Source organism: Mesorhizobium sp. M0189 (assembly GCF_040322135.1).
Classification (GTDB): Bacteria; Pseudomonadota; Alphaproteobacteria; order Rhizobiales; family Rhizobiaceae; genus Mesorhizobium.
On sequence record NZ_JAMYSW010000005.1, the window covers coordinates 304,538 to 329,739 of the forward strand.

The 25,202-nt window shown below is 63.2% G+C and carries 21 protein-coding genes; 10 read left to right on the forward strand and 11 right to left on the reverse strand.

All coding sequences use genetic code 11. The annotated features are described in order from the left end of the window. Positions 1 to 13: 13 nt before the first annotated feature. Positions 14 to 1,135 (reverse strand): branched-chain amino acid ABC transporter substrate-binding protein, encoded by a 1,122-nt coding sequence (locus tag NKJ09_RS12525; protein WP_352494834.1) that lies wholly within the window; start codon positions 1,133 to 1,135, stop codon positions 14 to 16. 378 nt (positions 1,136 to 1,513) lie between these two features. Further along, positions 1,514 to 1,780: an SEL1-like repeat protein gene (locus tag NKJ09_RS12530; RefSeq protein ID WP_010915070.1), complete on the reverse strand. Its 267-nt coding sequence runs from the start codon at positions 1,778 to 1,780 to the stop codon at positions 1,514 to 1,516. Positions 1,781 to 2,236: 456 nt separating this feature from the next. Here NKJ09_RS12530 and NKJ09_RS12535 point away from each other — a divergent pair, with 456 nt between their 5' ends. From NKJ09_RS12535 to NKJ09_RS12555, 5 genes are all read left to right on the forward strand, one after another. Continuing rightward, positions 2,237 to 2,581, forward strand: a complete 345-nt coding sequence (locus NKJ09_RS12535; protein WP_023718366.1) for a DUF2147 domain-containing protein — start codon at positions 2,237 to 2,239, stop codon at positions 2,579 to 2,581. Positions 2,582 to 2,788: 207 nt separating this feature from the next. Next, the gene (locus tag NKJ09_RS12540; protein WP_023718367.1) at positions 2,789 to 2,941 is read left to right on the forward strand and encodes a hypothetical protein; all 153 of its coding nucleotides are present in this window, start codon (positions 2,789 to 2,791) and stop codon (positions 2,939 to 2,941) included. A gap of 31 nt (positions 2,942 to 2,972) precedes the next feature. Beyond that, the gene (locus NKJ09_RS12545; RefSeq protein WP_352494833.1) at positions 2,973 to 3,167 is read left to right on the forward strand and encodes a hypothetical protein; all 195 of its coding nucleotides are present in this window, start codon (positions 2,973 to 2,975) and stop codon (positions 3,165 to 3,167) included. An 83-nt stretch (positions 3,168 to 3,250) separates the two neighbouring features. After that, entirely contained in the window at positions 3,251 to 4,753 is a 1,503-nt protein-coding gene (locus NKJ09_RS12550) for an AMP nucleosidase (RefSeq protein WP_352494832.1), read from the forward strand. Positions 4,754 to 4,832: 79 nt separating this feature from the next. Beyond that, positions 4,833 to 5,870: an endonuclease/exonuclease/phosphatase family protein gene (locus NKJ09_RS12555; RefSeq protein WP_352494831.1), complete on the forward strand. Its 1,038-nt coding sequence runs from the start codon at positions 4,833 to 4,835 to the stop codon at positions 5,868 to 5,870. Between the two features lie 32 nt (positions 5,871 to 5,902). On the opposite strand, the gene NKJ09_RS12560 is transcribed toward NKJ09_RS12555, so the two are convergent. Continuing rightward, positions 5,903 to 6,499, reverse strand: coding sequence for a DUF922 domain-containing protein (locus NKJ09_RS12560; protein ID WP_352494830.1), 597 nt, complete (start codon positions 6,497 to 6,499; stop codon positions 5,903 to 5,905). 110 nt (positions 6,500 to 6,609) lie between these two features. Next, positions 6,610 to 8,289 (reverse strand): electron transfer flavoprotein-ubiquinone oxidoreductase, encoded by a 1,680-nt coding sequence (locus NKJ09_RS12565; protein WP_352494829.1) that lies wholly within the window; start codon positions 8,287 to 8,289, stop codon positions 6,610 to 6,612. 238 nt (positions 8,290 to 8,527) lie between these two features. On the opposite strand from NKJ09_RS12565, the gene NKJ09_RS12570 reads away from it, so the two are divergent. The 3 genes from NKJ09_RS12570 to NKJ09_RS12580 all read left to right on the forward strand — a co-directional run bounded on the left by NKJ09_RS12570 (position 8,528) and on the right by NKJ09_RS12580 (position 11,015). Then, positions 8,528 to 9,172: a hypothetical protein gene (locus NKJ09_RS12570; RefSeq protein WP_023718372.1), complete on the forward strand. Its 645-nt coding sequence runs from the start codon at positions 8,528 to 8,530 to the stop codon at positions 9,170 to 9,172. A gap of 37 nt (positions 9,173 to 9,209) precedes the next feature. Continuing rightward, entirely contained in the window at positions 9,210 to 10,091 is an 882-nt protein-coding gene (locus NKJ09_RS12575) for a uracil-DNA glycosylase (RefSeq protein WP_352494828.1), read from the forward strand. A 105-nt stretch (positions 10,092 to 10,196) separates the two neighbouring features. Next, on the forward strand, positions 10,197 to 11,015 hold the full coding sequence (locus tag NKJ09_RS12580; RefSeq protein ID WP_352494827.1) for a helix-turn-helix domain-containing protein: 819 nt from the start codon (positions 10,197 to 10,199) through the stop codon (positions 11,013 to 11,015). On the opposite strand, the gene NKJ09_RS12585 is transcribed toward NKJ09_RS12580, so the two are convergent. Further along, positions 11,016 to 11,993 (reverse strand): DMT family transporter, encoded by a 978-nt coding sequence (locus tag NKJ09_RS12585; RefSeq protein WP_502895883.1) that lies wholly within the window; start codon positions 11,991 to 11,993, stop codon positions 11,016 to 11,018. Next, complete coding sequence (locus tag NKJ09_RS12590) at positions 11,990 to 12,205, reverse strand: hypothetical protein (protein ID WP_023718376.1); 216 nt, start codon at positions 12,203 to 12,205, stop codon at positions 11,990 to 11,992. Before NKJ09_RS12590 ends, NKJ09_RS12585 begins: the two co-directional genes overlap by 4 nt. 154 nt (positions 12,206 to 12,359) lie before the next feature. On the opposite strand from NKJ09_RS12590, the gene pepN reads away from it, so the two are divergent. Continuing rightward, the gene (gene pepN / locus NKJ09_RS12595; RefSeq protein WP_352481888.1) at positions 12,360 to 15,005 is read left to right on the forward strand and encodes an aminopeptidase N; all 2,646 of its coding nucleotides are present in this window, start codon (positions 12,360 to 12,362) and stop codon (positions 15,003 to 15,005) included. 181 nt (positions 15,006 to 15,186) lie between these two features. Beyond that, the gene (locus tag NKJ09_RS12600; RefSeq protein WP_023718378.1) at positions 15,187 to 17,514 is read left to right on the forward strand and encodes a PAS domain-containing sensor histidine kinase; all 2,328 of its coding nucleotides are present in this window, start codon (positions 15,187 to 15,189) and stop codon (positions 17,512 to 17,514) included. A gap of 52 nt (positions 17,515 to 17,566) precedes the next feature. On the opposite strand, the gene NKJ09_RS12605 is transcribed toward NKJ09_RS12600, so the two are convergent. From NKJ09_RS12605 to NKJ09_RS12625, 5 genes are all read right to left on the reverse strand, one after another. After that, the gene (locus NKJ09_RS12605; protein WP_352481890.1) at positions 17,567 to 18,037 is read right to left on the reverse strand and encodes an EF-hand domain-containing protein; all 471 of its coding nucleotides are present in this window, start codon (positions 18,035 to 18,037) and stop codon (positions 17,567 to 17,569) included. 145 nt (positions 18,038 to 18,182) lie between these two features. After that, the gene (locus NKJ09_RS12610; protein ID WP_352515682.1) at positions 18,183 to 21,149 is read right to left on the reverse strand and encodes a bifunctional [glutamine synthetase] adenylyltransferase/[glutamine synthetase]-adenylyl-L-tyrosine phosphorylase; all 2,967 of its coding nucleotides are present in this window, start codon (positions 21,147 to 21,149) and stop codon (positions 18,183 to 18,185) included. After that, the gene (locus tag NKJ09_RS12615) at positions 21,149 to 22,618 is read right to left on the reverse strand and encodes a sensor histidine kinase (protein ID WP_352481892.1); all 1,470 of its coding nucleotides are present in this window, start codon (positions 22,616 to 22,618) and stop codon (positions 21,149 to 21,151) included. Before NKJ09_RS12615 ends, NKJ09_RS12610 begins: the two co-directional genes overlap by 1 nt. Before the next feature lie 6 nt (positions 22,619 to 22,624). Further along, positions 22,625 to 23,299, reverse strand: coding sequence for a response regulator transcription factor (locus NKJ09_RS12620; protein WP_254819962.1), 675 nt, complete (start codon positions 23,297 to 23,299; stop codon positions 22,625 to 22,627). A 299-nt stretch (positions 23,300 to 23,598) separates the two neighbouring features. Then, complete coding sequence (locus NKJ09_RS12625) at positions 23,599 to 25,155, reverse strand: Do family serine endopeptidase (RefSeq protein ID WP_352494824.1); 1,557 nt, start codon at positions 25,153 to 25,155, stop codon at positions 23,599 to 23,601. Between the last annotated feature and the right edge of the window lie 47 nt (positions 25,156 to 25,202).

A 25,202-nucleotide genomic window follows, 5' to 3' on the forward strand; every position in this document is an offset into this window, starting at 1 on the left:
GGCGCCGCGGCCATTACGGCTGGATCGGGGCGTATTTGCCGTCGTGCCACTGGTTGATGTCGTAGCTGGCGTTCTTGAGGTCGCCTTTCTCGTCGAAGGTGACCGGACCGACAACCGTGCTGATCGGCTGGCCGTTCTTCAACGCTTCAGCGACCTTGGCCGGGTCGTCGCTGCCGGCGCGCTTGATGCCTTCGGCGAAGGCCTGGATCACCGCATAGGAAAACAGCGTGAAGCCCTCCGGCACGAAGCCGCCGGCCTTGATCTTGGCGATGGCTTCCCTGGCTTCGGGCTTCGCCTGCGGATCCGATGGGAAGACGAACATGGTGCCTTCACCGGCCGGACCGGCAACCTGCCAGAATTCCGGCGAAGCGATCGAGTCCGGCATGATCAGCTGGAACTTGAGGTTCTGCTCCGCCGACTGGCGCAGGATGAGGCCCGCTTCGGGATGATAGCCGCCGAAATAGACGACATCAGCTTTCAGCTCCTTGAGCTTGGTAACAAGCGCGGAGTAGTCCTTCTCGCCGGCGTTGATGCCCTCGTAGAGGATCTCCTTGAGACCGTTCTGGTTCATCGTTGCCTTGACGGCATCGGCCACACCCTGCCCATAGGCGCTCTTGTCGTGCATGATGACGACGTTCTTGCCGGCATATTTCTTGGCGATCCATGGACCGATGAAAGCGCCCTGCGCATCGTCGCGCGTATAGAGGCGCATGATCGTCGGCCAGCCAGCCTTCGCCGCTGCGTCGGTTAGCACCGGGTTCGAGGAAGCCGGACTCATCATCAGCGCGCCGGCTTCGGCGTAGACAGCGGAGGCCGGGATGCTGGAGCCCGAGCAGGCGTGGCCGTCGATGAACTTGACACCATTGGCGATGATGCGGTTGGCGACCGAAACCGCCTGCTTCGGATCGCACTGGTCATCCTCGATGTCGAGCTTGATCTGACGGCCATCGACACCGCCAGCCGCGTTGATCGCGTCAGCGGCGGCTTGCGCGCCCTGCTTGAACTGATCGCCGATGGTGGCAAGCTGACCGGTCATCGGTCCGACCACCGAAAAGGTGATGTCGTCGGCGAAGGCGACCGGCGCGGTCATCATCAGGCCAAATATGGCGGCGCTCAAAATACTGAATTTCTTCATGGTGACACAACTCCTCCACTCTCGCGCGACCGTCCCGGCCGCGCCTCTTCCAGAGTGGCGGGAGAATTTCATCCTTCACCGGAGCTGTCTAGGCGCATCGTCGGCACTCGATTGGGCCTGCAACACGCGGTCCCAAAGACAAAGCCGCGCCAGCCTTGTTCCGGCCGGTCGCGGCTTTTGTCATGAGCTTCCCAACGCAGCCGCGCCAGGACCCGCTCGCCTTCCCTGTCTATTGCTCAGCGGCTGCCGTGTTCTTGATCTTCTTGGCCCTGCCGTCTTGCGCGGCCTTGATTTTTCGGGCCTAACCGTCTGCGCGGCTTTGACCCGAAGCGTCCCTGTCGTGAACTCAGTACCCCCGTGAAGTCGACGTTGACGAATTCAGTGCATCGTCATCCATTCGCGGGCTTCGCGGAGCGCCTTGGCGATCTCGACCTTCGACATGGCGGCCGACAATTCAGAGCGCAGTTCCGCGGCGCGGGCCGAACCCTTGATCGCGGCGATATTGAACCATTTGTGGGCGGCGACGACATCGGTCTCGCAATCGCGGCCGGTCGCATACATCATGCCCAACTCGAAAAGAATATCGGCCTGGGCAGTTGCCCCCATGGCGCCGAAGCCGGCTTCAAGCATTTCAAAACGTGCCATTTCAAATCCCCTGTTCTGGCTCCCGAGAGGTGTCTCCGTCTGTCCCTCGGTGTCCTTGACTACCTTCGGGGCGGCTCTCTTTCGATGCTTTCGAGAATGCCGCGGAGGCTTGAATCCGTCGTTAAATGGCGTGCTTAATTTGAGGAAAACAAAGCTAAAACAAGAGGTAAACGCGAAAATTCGTTAAGGATACAAAGCCAGCAATCGCGCCGGTTTGCACAAAATTTGAAGAAAACTTGCGAGGCGCGGATCAAGACTCCGCTAACCACGGAACACAAAGACGTGTGCGGCCCGTTTCATTTTTCGCCGGCGCGGCCGTTCGGGAGCGGGCAAAAACCCGCAACCCTTCCGTCGCGGCACCGCTTTTGTTTTTCCGAGAGCTGGACTAGCTTACGTTTGCGTAAGGGGCAGACGGCCGGGGCGGAGCCCGATTGACTTGCCTGAGGGAGGAGAGACATGTTTCGACAAGTGAGCCTGGCCCTCGCGGCCGCAATAACGATGACCGGCGCGGCATGGGCCGATCCGATCGAAGGCAATTGGAAAACGCAAGCCGGATCGACTGCCGCCATTTCGGGTGGCGGCGGGGCATTTTCGATTACGCTCAAATCCGGCAAATTTGCCGGCAAGAACATCGGTTCACTGAAGGTGGCCGGCGACAACAAATATGCCGGCACGATAACCGACCCGGAAACCGACAAGACCTATTCGGGCAAGGCGTCGCTTTCCGGCAGTTCGCTCAAGATGAGCGGCTGCGTGCTCGGCGGGCTGATCTGCAAGAGCCAGACCTGGCATAAGCTCTGATCGAGCCCTTCCTGCCGGGATGAGCGGGCCAGTTGGCCCCGTTTTCATGTTATCGGTCTCGCAGCCACGGCGTCGCCACCGGTCGCTGCTTTCAAGGCGGCCCGTCCAGAGATCATCAACCATTTTGAACCCCAGATGAACGCCGGCATCAGAGCTGGTTCAGCCGGGGCAAGGCATTGTCATGCGTGTTGAAGGAGACACCGCGCAATGCTTGCCCGCCGCTTCACCATCGTCTGCCTGCTGATGAGCCTGTTCGGCATGTTGTTCGCTGTCCTTGTCGCCGAAGCCGGCCGTCCGGCCCGCGCCTGGGACGTCGCCATTTCCTGCCGGCTCGGTTGCCCGAACCAGCTTCGCCACTGAACCCGACAGCGAGAATCTAGAAAACCACGCCATGACCCACCTCACCGCCAACGTCCTCAAGACCCTTCGGCTTCTGCCGCGGACGGCGCTCATCCTAATGCTTCTGGCGGCCCCGGTTCTGGCCGTACCGACGATGCGCGCCGATGCCGGTTCGACCATCGAGGCGCCTGCGCTGAGGAAGTCCGGTCTCGGCTTTGTGCTGCTGGTCAGCCTGCGGCGCGGTTGAATCGCAGGAAAGAAAACGCCCAACAGCGTTCTGAGACCGCCTTACCCCCTCCCAACCGCGCGCCCAACTCTCTATATTGGGTCATGGAAAAGCGAATCTATCCCCAAGCCATTGAATCGGTCGTCACGCCGGAGCCGTTTGGCCGACAGAGCTTCAACGACGCCAAGAAGGCGGTCGCCGCCCTGCAGGTGCTTTACGACCGCAATACCAAGTTCCTGCGCGATTCATTTGCCGCGCTCGCCGCGGGCGGCGACAACAACAAACGCTACCGGGCCTTCTATCCGGAGATCGGCGTCACCACGAGTTCGTTCACCCAGATCGACTCGCGGCAGGCCTATGGCCACATGCCGACGCCGGGGCATTTCTCGACCACCGTCACCCAGCCTGCCCTTTTCGAAAGCTATCTCACCGAACAGCTTCGGCTGATCATGCGCAACCACGGCGTTCCGGTCACGGTTTCGGAATCGACCACTCCCATCCCGCTGCATTTCGCCTTTCTCGAAGGCACGCATGTCGACGGCACTGCTGCCGAGCGCATTAAACGGCCGATCCGTGACCTGTTCGACGTGCCGGATCTCGACGGCACCGACGACCAGATCGCCAACGGCACGTTCGAAGTGGCATTGGGCGAGGCACGGCCGCTGGCACCGTTCACCGCGCAACGGATCGACTATTCGCTGCATCGGATGTCGCATTACACCGCGACCAGTCCCCAGCATTTCCAGAACTTCGTGCTGTTCACCAATTACCAGTTCTATATCGACGAATTCGTCGCCCGTGCACGCGATTTGATGGCCAATGGCGGTGACGGATACGTCGAGTTCGTCGAGCCGGGCAATATTGTGACCAAAGTCGGGGACAGCGCGCCCGGTGAGGGTGCCGCGCCGCCTCGCCTGCCGCAGATGCCGGCCTATCATCTGAAGAAGCCGAACCATGGCGGCATCACCATGGTCAATATTGGCGTTGGCCCTTCCAACGCCAAGACGATCACCGACCATATCGCGGTGCTCCGGCCGCATGCCTGGGTGATGCTCGGCCATTGCGCCGGTCTGCGCAACACGCAGGCGCTGGGGGATTATGTGCTGGCGCATGCGTATGTACGGGAAGACCATGTCCTCGACGACGACCTTCCGGTCTGGGTGCCGATTCCGCCGTTGGCTGAAATCCAGGTGGCGCTGCAGGAAGCGGTCGCCGAGGTCACCGGGCTTTCCGGCTACGACCTCAAGCGCATCATGCGCACCGGCACCGTCGCCACCATCGACAACCGCAATTGGGAGTTGCGCGACCAGCGCGGGCCGGTGCAGCGGCTGTCGCAGTCGCGGGCGATCGCGCTCGATATGGAATCGGCGACGATCGCCGCCAACGGCTTTCGCTTCCGGGTGCCCTATGGCACGCTGCTTTGCGTCTCCGACAAGCCCCTGCATGGCGAATTGAAGCTGCCTGGCATGGCGACCGAATTCTACAAGCGGCAAGTGGCGCAGCATTTGACCATCGGCATCAGGGCGATGGAGAAGCTGGCCGAAATGCCGATGGAGCGGCTGCATTCGCGCAAGCTCAGGAGCTTTTCGGAAACTGCCTTCCAGTAGCTGCCGATCGCATGTGTCGGTCCACGGCAGGACGTTTCGTCATCTTGATTGAGCCGCATTTCTGCCGATAGACAAAGCGATGGCACGTGTTCGAGACATGACGGTTGCGCTGGCGTTCGTCGCAATGCTTGCACTCTCGGTCGCGCTGGTGGCCGGGTTCTTCGGATCGCTGCATCCGGCCTTCGATTCTTTTGCTCATTTCCGCGTTCATTTTGCCTTCTTGATGGCGCTTTGCGCGCTGCCGCTGCTCGCCACCTCGTTTCGCCTGCAGGCCGCCGCCGGATTGCTGTTTGCGGTGGCCGCCTTTGCCACCACGTCGAATGCCTTGCCGCTTTCGCGGCTATGGCAGGTGCAGGCCGCCTACGACGCCAGGCCCGGCGGCGAGGCGGTCTACCGCCTGCTGCAGATGAACCTCAGGTTCAACAATCCAACGCCTGAGAAGGTGCTGTCGCTGATCGGCCGGACCCAGCCTGATGTGATCACCCTCGATGAGGTGTCCGAAATGTGGAAGGCAAAGCTTGGGCTGCTGTCCGGCGCTTATCCCTACCGGATCCTCTGCCCGTATCCCAATGGCGTGTTCGGCGTTGCGCTGCTGTCCAGACGACCGTTTGCCGCGGGCACAGAGCCGCACTGCGACAGCCGCGGCGCGATGGCAATCGCTACGGTCGATTTCGGCGGAACCGACGTCGATGTCGCCGCCATCCACCTCACCTGGCCATGGCCGCACAACCAATCACGGCAGATTGACGGACTGTCGAACGAAATCGTCTCGCTTGGCGAGACGTCGATCCTGGCGGGCGACTGCAACGCAGCGCCATGGAGCGCCGCTGTGCGGCGCGTCGCATCGCTTGGCAAGCTGACTGTAATGCCATCGGTCGGGCCGACCTGGCTCTACAGAAAGCTGCCGGATTTCCTGCGCTTCGCCGGACTGCCGATCGACCAGGTTTTCAGCAAGGGCGCTATCGCCATCCGTTCGGCGTCGACCCTTGGGGACACCGGCTCAGACCATCTGCCGGTGCTGGTGGAATTTTCGCTGCGCTCGGGTGGACAAGAGCCGCTCGACGAGCACCAGACGGCGACCGCATTTGCGGCGCTGCCTGGCGGGGCCCGAAGCTGAAAAATCCGCAGTCCAATCTCTACCCTGGCTTATTATTGGCCCACAAAAGCGCGGATGAGGTGCTCGACGGGGCCGCCGTCGCGATGCTCGCGCGCATCGAAGGCCTTCTGCTTTGCTTCATATTCGGCATAGATGGCATTGATCCGGCGCTTTGCCTCGCGACGTGCCTCGAAACAGTGCGGGTCATCATCGACTGTCAGCCCTCGAACCGACTTTTCGGTGGCCCGCATCATCTGTCTGGCGATGCGGCCATGGGTCTCTTCATGGGCGCGGACGCCAGCGAGGAACCGCTTCCACCGCTTCTGCAGTGCCGGCGACGTGGCTGAGGCCAGTTTGGGATAGGTATAGAAGAGATTGAGCGTCCCGTTGGCCTGGCGCAGGCGGCAGACGCCGTTTTCCGTATAGGCGTCGAAGGTCCAATCATCGACGCTGTAGCCGGTCTGCGCGATGGCGTGGGTCATGAAGCCGTGCTTCGGCCCACTGCGATCCATGGCCTCGATCAGGGCCGCGCCGGTGGTTCCGGCAATGTTATAAGTTCGTGTCTTGACCAATACTTTAGTGTCGGCCAAGGCTAAAGGGGTGCACAACGCCCCGATCGCCACAGCGCTCGTCAGAACTGCCAGACGCATTTTCCTTCCTCCCTGTCGTCACAGAAAGGAAACACAGGCAGGCGGTCTATTCAACAATCCTATGGTTGCGCTGCTCCTCATCTTGTTTGGTCCGGAGCAAACCTTGTGACTTACATGTTCTGGTAGACCGGGCCCTCGCCGCCCTGTGGCGGCACCCAATTTATGTTCTGGTTCGGGTCCTTGATATCGCAAGTCTTGCAGTGCACACAGTTCTGCGCGTTGATGACGAAGCGCACATCCTTGGCCGCAGGATCGGCGGCGGCATTGCCGTCCTTGTCGACCCATTCGTAGACGCTAGCCGGGCAGTAACGCGTCGAGGGCCCGGCATAGACGTCATGTTCGGAGCGCTTCTGCAGGTCCATGTCGGCGACGAGCAGATGCACCGGCTCGTTTTCCTCGTGGTTGGTGTTGGACAGGAACACCGACGACAGCCGGTCGAAGGTCAGCACCCCGTCCGGCTTCGGGTAGGCGATCTTCTGGTGCGCGGCGGCCGGTTCCAGCGTGGCGTAGTCAGCCTTGCCGTGCTTCATCGTGCCGAAGGGCGAGAAGCCGAACAGCGTGTTCAGCCACATGTCGAGCCCGCCAAGGCCGACGCCGACAATGGTGCCGAAGCGCGTCCATAGCGGCTTGACGTTGCGCACTTTCTTCAGGTCCTTGCCGATGTCGGTGGCGCGCCAGGCGGCCTCGTAGGAGGCCAGCTCGTCATTGGCGCGGCCGGCGGCTATCGCATCACAGACATGCTCGGCGGCCAGCATTCCGGAGAGCACGGCATTGTGCGAGCCCTTGATGCGCGGCACGTTGACGAAGCCGGCCGCGCAGCCGATCAGCGCACCGCCGGGGAAGGACAGTTTCGGCACCGACTGCCAGCCACCTTCGGTGATGGCGCGGGCACCATAGCCCAGCCGCTTGGCGCCCTCGAAGGTGCCGCGGATCGCCGGATGGGTCTTGAAGCGTTGGAACTCGTCAAAGGGCGACAGATAGGGGTTCTTGTAGTTCAGGTGAACGACGAAGCCGACTGCCACCTGATTGTCCTCGAGATGGTAGAGAAAGGAGCCGCCGCCGGTCTTCATATCGAGCGGCCAGCCGAAGGAATGCTGGACAAGGCCCGGCCGGTGGTTTTCCGGTTTGACCTGCCAGAGTTCCTTGAGGCCGATGCCGTATTTTCCGGGCTCACGACCGTCGGAAAGCTGATATTTGGCGATCAGTTGCTTGGCCAGCGAGCCGCGCGCGCCCTCGCCGATCAAGACATATTTGCCCATCAGCGCCATGCCCGGCGCAAAGCCCGGGCCGTGCGTGCCGTCCTTCTCGACGCCCATGTCGCCGGTGACGACGCCGGTGACCGCACCGGCCTCGTTGTAGAGCAGGCCGACCGCGGCAAAGCCCGGATAGATCTCGACGCCCAGCGCCTCGGCCTTTGTCGCCAGCCAGCGGCAGACATTGCCGAGCGAGACGACATAGTTGCCGTGATTGTTCATCAGCGGCGGCATCAGGATATTGGGCAGACGGAACGAACCGGCGGCGCCGAGAACCAAGAAATGGTCGTCGGTGACCGGTGTCCTGAAGGGATGACCCTCCTCTTCGCGCCAGCCGGGCAACAGCCGGTCGATGCCGATCGGATCGACGACGGCGCCGGACAGGATGTGCGCGCCGACTTCGCCGCCCTTTTCCAGCACGACGACGGAAAGCTCGGGATTGACCTGCTTGAGACGGATCGCGGCGGCGAGGCCGGCCGGGCCGGCGCCGACGATGACCACGTCGAATTCCATGCTTTCGCGTTCGATATCGCTCATCGACCCCTCACTGGCTCGCTATTCCCAGCATCTTGCTGGCTCACGCGCTGCATAGCGCATCAAATAGCGACGGGAAACCGGCGCGGACGTGACAATACCGATTTCGTCAAAAGTCGCGTCCTGCCGCACAGATTCGCGGTGGCGAGCACCAATCTTCAATCCTATTCCGTTTGTAAGGATATGTCGCACTGATGTTTTTAATTGTTCGACGGCTTACTTATCGGCCATACTTCCCGCCATGCGCATATTCGGGCCGGCTGGCTTTTCATCGACGCGCTTTTTTTTCACGCCCGGCCGGATTTGCCGTGCGGCGTTCTTGGCGCTTCTGCCGCTGGCGGCCGTCGATGCCCGCGCCGACCCACGACTGGTCTGGGCGACCGGCGCCTACTCCTTTTCCGACGAGCGCGGCGGCTTCCGCATCACCGGGGCTTCGGGCGTCGGCACGAAGGAGGATCCGCTCGTCATCACCGAAGAGCTGAATTCAGCGACGCCGGTAACGCTGGCCATTCGCACGACGAAGCCGATCCAGCCGTTCGGCAAGGCTGGAGACTTCGCCAATGGGCTGATGTACATGCGCATCGACGTGCTCAACAATAGCGGCCAGGCCTGGGTCGAGTTCCAGTTCGAACTCCAGGAGATCCTCGACCAGCCGAGCGTGTTCGGCGACGGCCTGTCGTTCGACCAGCGCAACAAAACGCCCGAAAATATCTGGTCGAGCAGCTACGCCGATTTCGACCGCAATTTCGAACCGTATGACCGCCTGCTGTTCAAGAACGGCAAGATCGACCCGCTGAAGACCGCCAGCTTCTATTTCCTGATCACCGACTACACGCCGCGCTGGACGTTCTATCTGGTGCAGGATCCGCGTATACCGTCGAGCTGAACTTGCAAATTCAAGCTCCGCGGCCGAATGTGAAACCATGACTGCCGCCCCCCACAATAACCGAGCCGATCTCGCCGAACTGCTGGCCTTCTACGCCAGCGCTGGCGTCGATGAGGCACTTGAAGAACAGCCGGTAAACAGGTTTGCAGAAGCCAGGCCGCCGGAGCGGGTACCCGCGGCGGCCGCTCTGCCGGCCGGTGAAAATGCGGCGCCGCAACGCTCGACGAGCGTGTCGCGCGCCGAAATGGGCGAGAGACCGAACACGGCACCGGTAGTGCGAACGCCTCCGGCCACCGCAACGGTGCCCGACGAGGCGCAGGCGGCGTTGGCGCGCCAACTGGCGAGGTCGGCGGCAAACCTCGACGAGCTTCGCCAACACGTGGCGGCATTCGACGGCTGCAATCTCAAATTCACGGCCAAGAACCTGGTGTTCGCCGACGGCAATCCGACTGCCGAGGTGATGCTGGTCGGCGAAGCGCCGGGCCGCGACGAGGACATAGAGGGCCTGCCGTTCGTCGGCCGCTCTGGCCGGCTGCTCGACCACATCCTGGCCGCGATCGGTCTTGATCGAAATTCAGTCTACATCGCCAATGTCATTCCCTGGCGGCCACCGGGCAATCGCACGCCGACGCCACACGAGACCGAGATATGCCGGCCGTTCATCGAACGGCAGATCGAGTTGGTTGCTCCGAAAGTGCTGGTCAATCTCGGCGGCCCGTCGGCAAAGACCCTGCTCAACACCTCCGAAGGCATATTGCGGCTGCGCGGCAACTGGCGCGTCCACACGACCCCATCCGGCGTCGCAATTTCCGCCATGCCGACCCTGCATCCGGCCTATCTCCTGAGGACGCCGGCGCACAAGAAGCTGGCGTGGCGGGATTTCCTCGAAGTGAAGGCGAAGTTGCGGGCGCTGAGTTGAGGTTCGCGCGCCTCTTCCTTCTCTCTGTGGTGGAGAAGGGAAAGGCAGTGCCGATGACTTCCCAGGTAATTGAAATCCCTCTCCCACCGGCCTAGTCATCTCGTCATGACAGCAGTCCAGATTTCCGCCGGCAGTCTCATTCGCGAATGGCGTACACGCCGGCGCATGAGCCAGCTCGACCTCGCCATGGAGGCCGAGATCTCGCAGCGGCATCTGAGCTTCGTCGAAAGCGGCCGCGCCGCACCCTCGCGCGATATGGTGCTGCATCTGGCCGAGCAGCTTTCGATCCCGCTCAGGCAGCGCAACCAGCTGCTGCTGGCCGCCGGCTTTGCCCCGAGCTTCAGTGAGCGGCCGCTTGACGATGCCTCGATGGCGCCGGCGATGGCGGCGGTCGAGACCGTGCTCAAGGCGCACGAGCCGTTCCCGGCGCTTGCCGTCGACCGGCACTGGAACCTGGTGTCGGCGAACGCCGCCATAGGCCCGTTCCTCGCCAATGTCGCCGATGCCTCATTGCTGACGCCGCCGGTCAACGTGCTGCGCCTCAGCCTGCATCCCGGCGGCATCGCGCCGCGCATCGTCAACCTTGCGGAATGGCGGACGCATCTTCTGGAGCGGCTGAAGCAGCAGAACGATGCTACCGCCGATCCGGTGCTGGTCGAGCTCGAGCGCGAGCTTCGGGCCTATCCGTCCGGCCTCAAAGGCAGCCGGCCGGCGCCGGTCGAACCGGATGCGATTGTCCATCCGCTCAAGCTTGCCCATGGCGACGCGATGCTGTCGTTCATCAGCACCATCACCGTATTCGGCACGCCGCTCGACGTGACGTTGTCGGAGCTGGCGATCGAATCCTTTTTCCCGGCCGACGAGCAGACGCGGGCGGTGCTGGTGCGGCTGGCGAAAGGGCGGGCCGACGCGGCGAAAGGCTGATCACCCCTGTGGCGCGATCGCCTTGCGCGTGCGGGTGCGTTCGAGGCCGAGCTGGCGCTCACGCCAGATGATGAAAATGCCCGCTGCGACGACGATAATGCCGCCGACCAGCATGTTGATCGTGGCGACGTCGCCAAAGACCAGATAGCCGACCACGACGCCGAGGATCATCGAGGTGTATTCGAACGGTGCGACGACCGAAGCTTCGGCATGGCGATAGGCCGAGGTCATCAGGATCTGGCCGAGCCCGCCGCAAAAACCCGCGGCAATCAGAAGCCCCGCCTGCACTGGCGTCAGCGCCTGCCAGCCGAATGGCAGCGAAAGCAGCGCCATGACGCTCGCCGTCACAGAGAACCACAGCACGATGGTCGCCGTCCGCTCGCTCTGGATGAGGTTGCGCACCAGGAGCATGGCGATGGCCGAGATCGCCGCGGCCATGAGGGCGGCGATGACGCCGAGCACCTCCTGGTCGCCAAGGGCAGCGCCCGAGCCCAGCAGCGTCAGTTCCGGCCACGAGATGATCAGCACCCCGACCAGGCCGACGGCAACCGCGCTCCAGCGATAGATGCGGATGGCTTCGCCGAGGAAGATCGAACTGAACACCACGACCAGCAGCGGCTGCGCGTAGTTCAGCGTAATCGCCTCGGGCAGCGGCAGCCGCGTCAGCGCGAAGAAGCCGAGCCCCATGGCGCAAACCCCGACAACACCGCGCGCAATGTGGTTGAGCGGGCGCTTTGTCGAAAAGGCGGTGCCGAGTTTCCCCTGGAAGGCGAGGAAGGCGATGATCGGAAAGATGGCAAAGAAGGAGCGGAAAAAGACGATCTGGCCCGCCGGCACCGTGCCTGCCGCCTTGATGCAGGACGACATGCCGACGAAGACCGCCACCGATACGATCTTGAGCACGATCCCGGTCAGCGTGCTGTGTTCGCCGGCGTGGTCGCCGGCAGCAAGCACTGGCAAGTCCCGTTCGGCTGTCACGCCCCTTTTGCTTCCTGGATCGCCGCCAAGATGCGCGCCGGCGTTGCGGGCATGTCGATATGTCTGATGCCGTAGGCGCTATAGAGAGCGTCGGTCACCTCATTGAGCGCGGCACGCGTCGACCCGATCGTACTCGCCTCCCCGGCGCCCTTGAAGGCCTCGCGACGCAGCACCGAGGCGCCCATCCCGAATTTCGGCGTGACGACGGTCATGGAAGCCTCGCGATGATGCTTGGGAAATGATCGCCTGAAATAGACGTCGCTGCAGTTTTGTCGAGGGAGTGTTTCGTGTAAAGAGCGCAGACTTCAATTTATTTGGACCAGCGGACCCGCCCGCCACTCCCGGATCGACAGGAAAAATCAAGGAATGCGCACCGATACCGGCCAGGTCTTCAAGCTCGAAGACTATCGCCCCAGCGATTATCTCATTCCGGAAACCAGCCTGACTTTCCGCCTTTCACCTGAAGCAACGCATGTCACCGCCGTGCTGGCGGTCGAACGCCGCGACGGGATTGCGGCATCAGTGCCGCTGGTGCTCGATGGCGACGGGCTGACGCTCAGCAGCATCGCCATCGACGGCCAGGAAACGAGCCCTGCGGATTTTCTCGCCACGCCCGATCAACTGACAATCGTCAGCCCCCCTGCGGCAAGGCGCTTCCAACTGAGAATCGAAACCGTGCTGGCGCCGGCGCGGAACGAAGCGCTTATGGGCCTCTATCGCTCCAGCGACGTCTATTGCACGCAGTGCGAGGCCGAAGGCTTTCGCCGCATCACTTATTTCCTCGACCGCCCCGACATCCTGTCGGTCTATACGGTGCGCATCGAAGCTCAGCGCCGTGAGGCGCCGCTGCTTTTGTCCAACGGCAACCCGGCCGGCAGCGGCGAACTTGCCGGCGGCAGGCACTATGCGGTCTGGCACGACCCGTTCCCCAAGCCGTCCTATTTGTTTGCGCTGGTGGCGGGCGACCTCGGCAAGATCTCGGACAGTTTCGTTACCCTGTCTGGCCGCAACGTCGAGCTCGGAATCTATGTCGAACCGGGCAAGGAGAGGCTCGCCGGCTACGCCATGGATGCCTTGAAACGCTCGATGAAATGGGACGAGGAGGCGTTCGGCCGCGAATACGACCTCGATGTCTTCAACATCGTCGCCGTATCCGACTTCAATATGGGCGCGATGGAGAACAAGGGTCTCAACATCTTCAACGACAAGTATGTGCTGGCCGACCAGGAAACCGCGACGGACGCCGATTTCGCCAACATCGAAGCCATCATTGCCCATGAGTATTTCCACAATTGGACAGGTAACAGAATCACTTGCCGCGACTGGTTCCAGCTTTGCCTGAAGGAAGGCCTGACCGTTTTCCGCGACCACGAATTCTCCGCCGATCAGCGCTCGCGCGCCGTCAAGCGCATCGCCGAGGTGCGTACGCTGCGCGCCCATCAGTTTCCCGAGGACCAGGGGCCGCTGGCGCATCCCGTGCGGCCGCGCCGCTACCGCGAGATCAACAATTTCTACACGGCGACGGTCTACGAAAAGGGCTCGGAAGTCGTGCGCATGATCCATACCATCCTCGGCGCCGAGACGTTCCGCGCCGGCATGGACCTGTACTTCGAACGTCACGACGGCCAGGCGGCGACGATCGAAGACTTCATCAAGGTGTTCGAAGACGTCTCCGGTCGCGACCTGTCGCAGTTTTCGCTGTGGTACCATCAGGCCGGTACGCCGAACCTGACCGTCAGTTCAGCATATAATCCGGCGGCGCGAGAATTCACGCTCGAAATCGAGCAGTCGGTGCCGCCAACACCGGCGGAAAGCCGCAAGCGGCTGATGCACATTCCGCTTGCCTTCGGCCTGGTTGGCGCCGGTGGCGAGGCGATAGCGCATAGCGGCGTCGAAGGGGCGAACGTCGAGGACAGTGTCATCCATATCCGCAAACGTCGCCATGTCGTCAGGTTTTCCGGGATTGCCGAGCGTCCGGCCATGTCGCTCAACCGTGGCTTTTCGGCGCCGGTGACGCTTTCGGTCGAGCAACGGCCCGACGACCAGTTTTTTCTGGCTGGCCATGACAGCGACGCCTTCTCGCGCTGGCAGGCGTTCAACACGCTTTTGACCGATGCCCTGATTGCAGCCTTCCGTCAGATCCTGGACCACAGGCAACCCGAGTTCAGCGCCCGGCTGACCGAGCTTGCGGGCAAGATAGCCGGCGACGAAGCACTCGAACCCGCCTATCGGGCATTGGCGCTGGCGCTGCCCGGCGAGGCCGATATCGCCCGCGACATTGGCAAGAACATCGACCCCGACGCCATTTTCGCGGCGCGCGAGGCGCTAGTGGTTGCGATCGCCGAGACCAACAGCGAGATATTCTCCAAACTTTACGATCGGCTCGCCGACAATGGTCCGTTCAGCCCGGATGCGACCAGTGCCGGGCGGCGTGCACTGCGCAATGTCCTGCTGGATTATCTCTGCTTGCTGCCGGGAGGCGCGGAACTCGCTGCCCGGCACTTCCAGTCGGCGACCAACATGACCGACCGGGCCGCGGCGTTGACCGTGCTTGCGCACCGTCACCACGGCTCACCGGAGGCGACCAAGGCGCTGGCCGATTTCGAGGCGAGATATGCAACCGATGCGCTGGTCATGGACAAATGGTTCCAGATCCAGGCCAGTGTGCCCGGCCCGCAAACCGTCGATGCGGTGCGCGCTTTGACCGGCCACCCGACGTTCTCGATGGCCAACCCGAACCGGGTGCGCTCACTCATCGGTACGTTTTCCAGCGCCAACCAGACCGGCTTCCATAGCGCCGACGGCGAGGGCTACCGGCTTTTCGTCGAAACGGTGCTGCAGGTGGAAAAGCGCAACCCGCAGGTGGCCGCCAGGCTGGCGACGGCGCTCAGGTCTTGGCGGTCGCTCGAACCGGTGCGGCAGGCCAAGGCAAGGGAGGCGCTGCTTTCGATCGCCAATGCAGAGAAGCTGTCGGCCGATTTGCGAGACATCGTCGAGCGCACGCTGGCCTGACAACGCGCCGGCTCACCACCACAATGGCGTCTCGCCCGAAAACCGCATTATTTTAGTCGATTTTTAATCTTTTTTCGCCGCGCCTCTGGACAAGGCGAATCACCTTTGATTCTTTACAGACGATTCGGAAGTGCGGCGTTGCCGGATCGTCAAGCAGATTGAAAATCGGGGAGTGCCATTTATGGCGAAGGCGGACGCGTGGGGCGCGCCCGGTGGGACGGCTTTTGAGCGACGCGAGGCGCGAAGCGACGGTCTCGCCGGCAATACGCGGCTCATCGCCGAACCTGCCTACCGACGGCTGCTGGCAGCCGAGCCGCTGTTGCGGCGATCGATACCGGCCCTCATCATCATCTTTCTGTTGATCATTGCAGTATTGCGCTTTCTGTCGCTGATGAACGAGCGCGACGAGATCGAGCGCGACGCCAAGGCGATCCTTGCGCTGGCCGCGGGCCAACTGGCCAGTTCGATCGCTGCCGACGCGACCATGGTTTCGACGCCCGGCGCGATCCAGGACCTGCTGGAGGGAACCGGCCGTCAGGGCGCGATGGGCCGAAGCCACGTACTGGCGATCACCGACAGCGCCTTCAAGATCATTGCCGTATCGCCGCAGTCGACGCACTGGGAGGGGCGATCGCTCGATGGCGTCGTGCAGGGCGGGCAGCCGCTGTTCATGTTCGGCGACCGCGCCGGGGTGATGGAGGTCAGCATCGGCGGACAGGACTGGTACGCGGCGGTGAGCCTGGCGAATGGCCGAAGGGGTGCCGCGGCAGCCTTTGTGCCGCAGGAGGCAGTTTTTGACACCTGGCGCAAGACGGTCTCGCTCAACGTCACGCTGTTTGTGCTGACGGCCGGCGTGCTGATCATCATCCTCTACGCCTATTTCGGCCAGGCGGCGCGCGCCCAGGCCGCCGACCGCATCTATCTCGAAGCCCACCAGCGCATCGACATGGCGCTGGTGCGCGGCCGCTGCGGCCTGTGGGACTGGGACATGGTGCGCGGCAAGATGTACTGGTCGCGCTCGATGTACGACATGCTGGGCTACGAGCCTTGCGACACGATGCTGTCGTTCGGCGAAGTCGACGAAATCATCCATCCCGAGGACGGCGATTTGTTTGAACTCGCCAACAGGATCGTCGGGCGCGAGATCGACCACATCGACCAGGTGTTCCGGATGCGTCATGCCGACGGGCAATGGGTCTGGATGCGGGCAAGAGCACAGGTTATCGACCCGGAAGCCCCGGAGATCCAGCTGATCGGCATCGCCGTCGACGTCACCGAGCAGCGGCACCTGGCGCTGCGCTCCGAAGCCGCGGACCTGCGCCTGAGGACAGCCATCGAAAACATCAACGAATCCTTCGTGCTGTGGGATTCGTCCGAGCGCCTGATCATGTGCAATTCCAAATACCAGCAGGATAACGGCCTGTCGGATCGCGACGTGATGCCGGGCGCCCCGCGCGCCGTGCTGGATGAACGCATGTTGGCGTTCGCCTCGGAGCGGCGGCTTGCCAATACCAACGGACCGCAGGGGGGCGTGACCTTCGAGCGCCAGCTTGCCGACGGCCGCTGGCTTCAGGTGAACGAATTGCGGACAAGGGACGGCGGCACCGTCTCGGTCGGCTCCGACATCACCCAGATCAAGCTGCACCAGGAGAAGCTGGTCGACAGCGAGCGCCGTTTGATGGCAACGATCCACGACCTCAGCCTTGCCCGTCGGGCGGAAGAAGAACGGGCCCGCGAACTCGTCGAGCTCAATCGCAAATACATGAAGGAAACCGAGCGGGCGGAAGCGGCGAACCGGGCCAAATCTGAATTCCTGGCCAATATGTCGCACGAGTTGCGCACGCCGCTCAACGCGATCATCGGCTTTTCGGAACTGATGGAACGGGGCCTGTTCGGGCCGCTGGGTTCGCCGCGCTACGAAGAGTATGCCACCGACATCAACGGCAGCGGCAAATATCTTCTCGGCGTCATCAACGATATCCTCGACATGTCGAAGATCGAGGCCGGCCAGTTCGCGCTGGATCAGGAACAAATCGATCTCTGCCCGCTGATCAGGGAAACGGTTCGCGTCGTTTCGCTGCAGGCGGCGGAAAAATCGATCACCGTCGAAACCCGCATCGCCGATTCGCTGACGCTGTTCGCCGACCGCAGGGCGATCAAGCAGATCCTCATCAATTTGTTATCGAATGCCGTGAAGTTCACCGGGCAAGGCGGCCACATCTCGGTCAGGGCCCGCAGCATTTCCAGCGCGCTGATCCTGACGATCGAGGACAATGGCTGCGGCATCCCGAAGGCGGCGCTGAGCAAGCTCGGGCGGCCGTTCGAACAGGTGCAAAACCAGTTCTCCAAGAGCCATGCCGGCTCCGGCCTCGGCCTCGCCATCTCGCGCTCGCTGGCCGAGCTTCAGGGTGGCGCGTTGAAGATCCGCTCGACCGAAAGCGTCGGCACGATCGTCTCGGTACGCATCCCGATCAAGAAAGCCACGCAGGCGGTCAAGGCCGCTGCCTGAAACGACAAAATAAGTCTCCGGCGGCTCGCGCCGCCGGAGAGGTTATTAATTCTCACTGCATGCCGTCATTGCCGTCGCCGCCCCATTGGTGGTGACGGCCGGGACCCTTCGGCAGTTCGTTCTTCTCGATCTTGCCGTCATTGTCGCGGTCGAGCATGGCGAACACCTTCTTCTGGCGGCTGGTGATGTCGTCGGCGGTCAGCGTGCCGTCGCCCTTGGTGTCGTAGCGGGCGATGATGCGCCTGGCCATCTGCTCGAAGCGTGCCTTCTCCAGCGCGTCGGCGAGCTGTGCCACGGTCAGCTTGCCGCCATTGTCGGCGACCATCTTCTTCAGCCGCGCGTTCATGGCGTCGGAGAACTGGTCGAAGGTGATGGTGCCGTCATTGTCCTTCATGACCTTACCGAGGCGCATCATCATGCCCTCGCGCGGCCCGGCGCCGGAGTGCTCGTCTGCATAGGCAGCGGTGCCGACGGCGCCGGCCAGGGCTGCGAAAACGAGTGCAAGTCTGGTCGTCTTTCTCATGGTCTTCTCCTGTTGCATCGTCACCCCCGATGCTAGAGCGGCAGATCTTCAATCCCCGCTCTATCTCCTTGTTTGAGCATCGGAAGCTCCCAAAGCAGGTCGCCACTTTTGGCTCCGATGCTCTCGCCCGTTCGGCCGATTGCCGTCACGGTTGTTTCGCACGAAGCAAAAGGTCAAAATCCTTTCTGACCTTCTGCGACGTCTCCTTGAGGTGCGCTTCAAGCACACCGAAATCCGGCAGGTCGGTGACCGCCAGAAGCAGATCCGAAAGCCCTGGCGGAACGTCGTCGCGTTCGAACGCGCCGGTAAGGCAAAGCCGTATTATCTGGGTCAGCGCCAGATAGAGCGAATAGGCATCCACCAGTTCCTGCCTGACCTGGGCGCTGGCGAAATCCGGCGCCAGGCGCGACAGGATGTCAGCCGTGCCGGTGGCCCTGCGGCCTGCCTCGATCTTTCCGGTAATCACCGCAACCTGGGCGATGAATTCGAGATCGATGAGGCCGCCCGGGATCAGCTTGATGTCCCAGGTATCGCGCGGCGGCTTCTCCTTGTCGACCATGGCGCGCATCTCGGATGCCTCGGCCATCACCTTGACTGGATCGCGCGGCAGAGCGAGCACTGCGGCAACTTCCCCTTCGACCTCGCGGCAGAGCTCGGCATCGCCGCCGATCGCGCGGGCTCGCGCCAGCGCCATGTGCTCCCATGTCCAGGCGTCCTGGCGCTGATACTTCTTGAAGGCGTCGACATGCGTGGCCACCGGCCCCTTATTGCCGGACGGCCGAAGGCGAAGGTCGAGCTCGTAGAGCACGCCCTCGGCGGTCGGCGCGGAAACGGCGGCGATCAGCCGCTGCGTCAGCCGGCTGTAGTAATGCGACGGGGCAAGCGGCTTGTCGCCGTCGGACTCCTCGGCATCGGCGTCGTGATCGTAGAGCAGGATGAGGTCGACGTCGGAACCTGCCGTCAGTTCGCGGCTGCCGAGCTTGCCCATGCCGAGCAGTGCGACCCTGCCGCCGGCAGTACGGCCATGACGCAGCACAAATTCCGCCGTCACCGTCTGCAATGCCGCCTCGATGGTCAGATCGGCGAGGTCGGAAAAAGCGCGGCCGGCGCGCGGCGGATCGATTGACCCGGCAAGCAGCCTTACGCCGATCAGGAACTTTTGCTCCGAAGCAAATATGCGCAGTCGGTCGAGCACATCCTCATAGGCCCTGTCGCCTTCGAGGAAGGCGGCAAGACGCGCCGACAGATAGGCGCGGTTGGGCAATTCGCTCAGCAGCGCCGGATCGAGCAGGCCGTCGAAGACATGTGGCCGGCGCGTGATGATGGCGGCCAGCCGCGGTGCCGCGCCCATGATCGTCGCCATCAGCTTCAGCAAAGCCGGGTTCGAATGCAGCAGCGAAAACAGCTGGATGCCGGCAGGCAGGCCGGCAAGGAATTCGTCGAAGCGGATCACTGCCTCGTCCGCCCGCCGCGTCTGGCCGAAGGCTTGCAGCAGCGCCGGCGTCAGTTCGGTCAGCCGCTCGCGCGCTTCCGCCGACCGGGTGACGCGATACCGGCCGAAGTGCCAGCCGCGGATAACCCGGCAGATGTCGCTCGGCCGCTGGAAGCCGAGCCGCTTCAGGGTCTGCAAGGTGTCGGGATCGTCGACGTCGCCGGTAAAGACCAGATTGCCGATGCCTGCCGAAAGCTCCGGCGCGGTTTCAAACAGCGCTGCATAGTGGCGCTCGACCTGGTGCAGCGCCGCGCGAAACGCTTCGGCAAAGCCTGCCGCATCGGCAAAGCCCAGCATGCGGGCGACGCGCTCCAGCCCCTCTTCGTCCTCCGGCAGGATGTGCGTCTGCTGGTCGGCAACCATCTGGATGGCGTGCTCGACGCGGCGCAGGAACCAGTATTGCCTGGTGAGCGCCTCGCGCGCATCCGCAGTGATCCAGCCACGCGCGGAGAGTTCGCCAAGCATCGGCACGGTCTCGCGGCCGCGCAGTTCGGGAAAGCGACCGCCGGCGATGAGCTGCTGGGTCTGGACGAAGAACTCGATCTCGCGGATGCCGCCGCGGCCGAGCTTGACGTTGTGGCCCTTGACCGCGACCTCGCCATGGCCCTTGTGGGCGTGGATCTGGCGCTTGATCGAATGGACGTCGGCGATCGCCGCATAGTCCATGTATTTGCGCCAGATATAGGGCTGCAGTTCCTTCAGGAACGCGGCGCCGGCGGCAAGATCGCCAGCCACCGGGCGCGCCTTGATCATGGCGGCGCGCTCCCAGTTCTGGCCGCGCGCCTCATAGTAGCGCAGCGCCGCCTCGACCGGGATCGCCAGCGGCGTCGAGCCGGGGTCGGGACGAAGCCTGAGATCGGTGCGGAAGACGTAACCGTGCTCGGTGCGGTCCTGGAGAATGCGGACCAGCCGGCGGGTCAGGCGCGAAAACAGCTCGGTGGCATCGAGCGGATCGACGACGGCAGGCGCATCGGGGTCGAAGAAGACGACGAGGTCGATGTCGGAGGAGAAGTTCAGCTCATGCGCACCGAGCTTGCCCATGCCGAGCAGGATCCAGCCCGAGCGTTGCGCCGGATTTTTCGGATCCGGCAAACTGAGCTTGCCTTGCTCATGCGCGTCGCGGAGCAGGAAATCGACGGCTGCACGCGTGCAGGCGTCGGCAAGGTCGCTCAGTCGCCGCACCGTCAGCGAAGTCTCGGCCTCGCCGGCGAGATCGGCCAAGGCGATCAGGAAATGCGCCTCCGCCTTGCATCGGCGCAGCTCCATCATCAGGCTGCCTTCGGAGACGGCCTCTGCGCGCGCTGCCTTGTCGACCGCGGCGCCGATCGATGACAGCCGCGCCTCGATGGTCTCGTCAAAAAGCGCATCGAGGATTCGCGGCCGGCGGCGCGCGGTATCGCGCAGGAACGGCGACAGGTCGAAAACGGCGGCGAGGAAATCCTGGACGACCCCCTTGCCGGCGAGAAATTTCGCCAGTCGCGGCAGTTCTTCCTGCCGCGCGGCGTCGGCGATCTCCGCCAATTCCTGCCTGGCGCGGCTTGCATCCAGCGGAACGAGCTTTACCGCCGGCTTCAAAAGCCAGTCCGTCTCGCGGCGTCGCGCTGCCATCCTCGCCACCATCAGCGATCCTCCCGCCCGGGAAAACTCATGACGACGGACAATCCGGGATTGCCGGGCAGAAGCTCAAGCCGTCCATTGTGGAACGTCATGATCGCCTTGGCGAGGCTCAAGCCAAGGCCGGAACCCGGCTGCGAGCGGCTCTTTTCCAGCCGCACGAAACGCTCGGTCACCCTGGCGCGGTCGACATCGTCGGGAATGCCCTGGCCGTTGTCGGAAACAGCAAGCCTGATCTCGCCATCGATACGCTCCAGCGTCACGCGAACCGTAGGCCTGGAGGTCGAGTCGGTCGAATATTTGATCGCGTTGTCGACGATATTGGACAGCGCCTGGCCGATCAGCTCGCGATTGCCGTTGACGGCGAAGGCACCCTGTACCGAGGTTTCGAGCGTCACACCCGCCTCTTCCGCCACAGGCTCGTAGAGTTCGACGACGTCGTGCACGGCAGCGGCCAGGTCGACCCTGGTGGTGCTTTCGGAGGAATAGCCGGCCTCCAGCCGTGAGATCATCAGGATGGCGTTGAAGGTCTTTATCAGCTGATCGGATTCGGCGATCGTTCCTTCCAGCGCCTGTCGGTAGTCGCTGGTGTTGTGCTTGCCGGAAAGCGTCGCTTCGGCGCGATTGCGCAGCCTGGTCAGCGGCGTTTTCAGGTCGTGGGCGATGTTGTCGGAGACCTGCTTCAGCCCCTCGTTCAACGTGGCGATCCTGGCCAGCATGGAATTGAGGTTTTCCGACAGCCGGTCGAACTCGTCGCCGGCGCCGGTGACCGGCAGCCGGCCGGAAAGATCGCCGCCCATGATGCGGCGGCTCGCCTCCGACACGCTGTCGATGCGCTTCAGCGCCGCGCGCCCGACGAAGAACCAGATCAGCAGCCCGCCGACGCCCATCATGCCGAGCGCCAGCATCAAGGCGCGGCGAATGACGGCGCGGAAGCGCTCCGGCTCGCCGAGGTCGCGGCCAACCAGCATGATCATCTGGTTGGGCAGGCGCAGCACCAGGGCGATGGCATTATGGCCCTTCTCGCCTTCGGCCTGTACTTCGCTCTGGGCGGGCTCGTTCGGGTCGGAGACCGGGTTGCGCTGCCGCTCGAGCTCGCCCTCGCCGAAGCGGCGGTAGGAGAACGGTTCGGTGGTCCAGCCCTCGGCCTCGATCACGCCCGGCTCCAGGCTCTGCACGTTGCCGGTCAGGATCTGGCCGTTGGCATCGGCGATCAGATAGAGATTGGCGCCGGGCTGGCGGGAGCGCTGCTCGACGACGCGGACCAGCACCGGCAGGCCGCCGCGCTGATAGGCGCGGGCAAGGCCGAGTACCTCGTCGTTGATCGTCTCCTGCGTCTGGGCAGTCAGCATGCGCGCCGAGAGCGAGGTCATGTACAAGACCAGCAGCACAGCGCACAGCGCAAAAAGCAGAAGATAAAGCGCTGAAAGCCGCGCTGCCGTCGTCCTCATGATGGCCGGCACGGAAAGGGCCATGGGGTTCTAGCCGCTTTTCAGCATATAGCCGGCGCCGCGAACCGTGTGCAGGATCGGCTTGTCGAAGCCCTTCTCAATCTTGCCGCGCAGCCGCGAGATATGAACGTCGATGACGTTGGTCTGCGGATCGAAATGGTAGTCCCAGACGTTCTCGAGCAGCATGGTGCGCGTCACTACCTGGCCGGCATGGCGCATCAAATATTCGAGCAGGCGGAACTCGCGCGGCTGTAGCGTTATCTCGCGCCCGGCGCGCCGCACCGAATGCGACAGCCGGTCGAGTTCGAGATCACCGACCCGGTAGACGGTTTCTGCCTCCCTGGCGCTGGCGCGGCGGTTCAGCACCTCGACGCGGGCGAGCAGTTCGGAAAAGGCGTAGGGCTTGGTCAGATAGTCGTCGCCGCCGGCACGCAGACCGGTGACCCGGTCGTCGACTTCGCCGAGCGCCGACAGGATCAGCACGGGCGTCGTATTGCCTCTGGACCTGAGCCCGGCAATGACGGACAGGCCGTCGCGGCGCGGCATCATGCGGTCGACGACCATGACGTCATAGTCGCCGGAATCAGCGAGTGCGAAGCCGGTTTCGCCGTCTCCGGCGACATGGGCGGTATGGCCGGCCTCGGCGAACGCCTTCTGCAGGTAGTCGGCCGCCTCGCGATCGTCTTCTATGACGAGAATCTTCATAGAACCGTTATACGCGATTTCGCTGGAAGATTGAGTGGCCGGCATATGCATCGTGGCCGTCTCCATGGCGTATCGCGAACAAGGTGATTCAGGGATACGCGGTAAGTCTTTGTTTTAGCATGCCGTAGCCTAAACCGCTTCACGCTTTGAGCGGCATGTTCGAGCGGCAGCGGGCGATCGGAAGCCCGCTGCCGCTGGGGCGGAACACGATGACTGACTAACGTATTCAGGCCCCGTGCTTTCCCGTGCGGCGGCTCGGGGGTGTGAAAACCGCCGCATCGGAAAAGTCGAGCCGGTCGTCAGCCCTTGGCGACAGGCAGCGCGACGAAGCGGTTGCTGTCGTCGCGGGTGATCTGCATCAGCACCGCCTTGCGTCCGGACTTCACCGCGTCGGCCATCGCCTTGTCGATGTCGCCGGTGCCGGTCACTTCCGTCGAATTGACGGAGGTGATGACGTCACCGGGCTGGATGCCGCGATCGGCGGCATCGCTGTCGGGGTCGACATCGGTCACCACAAGACCCTTGCCATTGTCGGACTTGGTGACGGTCAGGCCGAGATCGGCCAGCGTGTCGGTCTTCGGCGCGGGTGCAGGCTGCTGGTCGGCCGAGGCCTGCTTGTCGCTCGACGGCAGCTTGCCGAGATCGACCTTGACCGCCTCGCTCTTACCGTTGCGCCACACCGTGACATCGACCGATTTGCCGGGCGGGTAAGCGCCGATCAGACGGGCGAGTTCCTTCGGCGAAGCAACGTCCTTGCCGTCCACCTGAGTGATCACGTCACCGGCAGTGATGCCGGCCTTCTTGCCGGGACTGTTGTCCTGCGCGCTGGCAACGAGCGCGCCCTTGCCGGACCCAAGGCCAAGCGACTCGGCGATTTCGGGCGTGACCGGCTGGATTTCGACGCCGAGCCAGCCGCGCTGGACTGTGCCGTTCTTCATCAGATCCTGCACGACCTGCTTGGCGGTCGAAGCGGGAATATCGAAGGCAATGCCGACGCTGCCGCCTGACGGCGAGAAAATCGCGGTGTTGATGCCGACGACCTGGCCGTTGAGATTGAAGGTCGGGCCGCCCGAATTGCCGCGGTTCACCGAGGCGTCGATCTGGATGAAGTCGTCATAGGGACCGGCGCCGATATCGCGGCCGCGGGCCGAAACTATGCCTGCGGTAACCGTGCCGCCGAGGCCGAACGGATTGCCTACCGCCACCACCCAGTCGCCGACGCGAACCTTGGAATCATCGGCGAAGTCGACATAGGTGAACTTGCTGCCATCATTGACCTTGAGCACGGCAAGGTCGGTGCGCGGATCGGTGCCGATCAGCTTGGCGTCGAGTTCCTTGCCGTCATTGGTCACCACGGTGAAGGCGGTGCCTTCCTCGACGACATGGTTGTTGGTGACGAGATAGCCGTCATCGGAGATGAAGAAGCCCGACCCTTGCGCCACCGGCCGCGGCTGGTCGTTGTTGCCGTCACGGTGCCCAAAACGGCGCATTCCGTTCGGACCCTGGTCGCCGCCTTGGTCGCCAAAGCCGCGGAATTCGCGGAAGAACCGGCGCAGCTGCGGATTGTCGGGAAGATTGCCTAGGCCGTCCTCGTCGTCCATCTGGCCGGAACCGTCATCGGCCGTCGACTGGATCTTGGCCTTGACGCGCACGCTGACGACCGCCGGCGAAACGCGCTCGACCACATCGGCGAAGCTCGGGACCTGCGGTGCCTCGACACGCACGGCATCGGCCAGAACCGGGGCTGTCCCGGTGGCAACAGCACCAAAGCCGATCGCGCCGGCAATGGCTAGGGATGCGGCTGCGGCCAGCAGGCGTTTGCGGGTGCGAAGATATGAATTGGGGGCAACATTCATGGTTCTCGTATCCTCTTTTCAAGGGACGCCCCTTGATTGGCATCCTC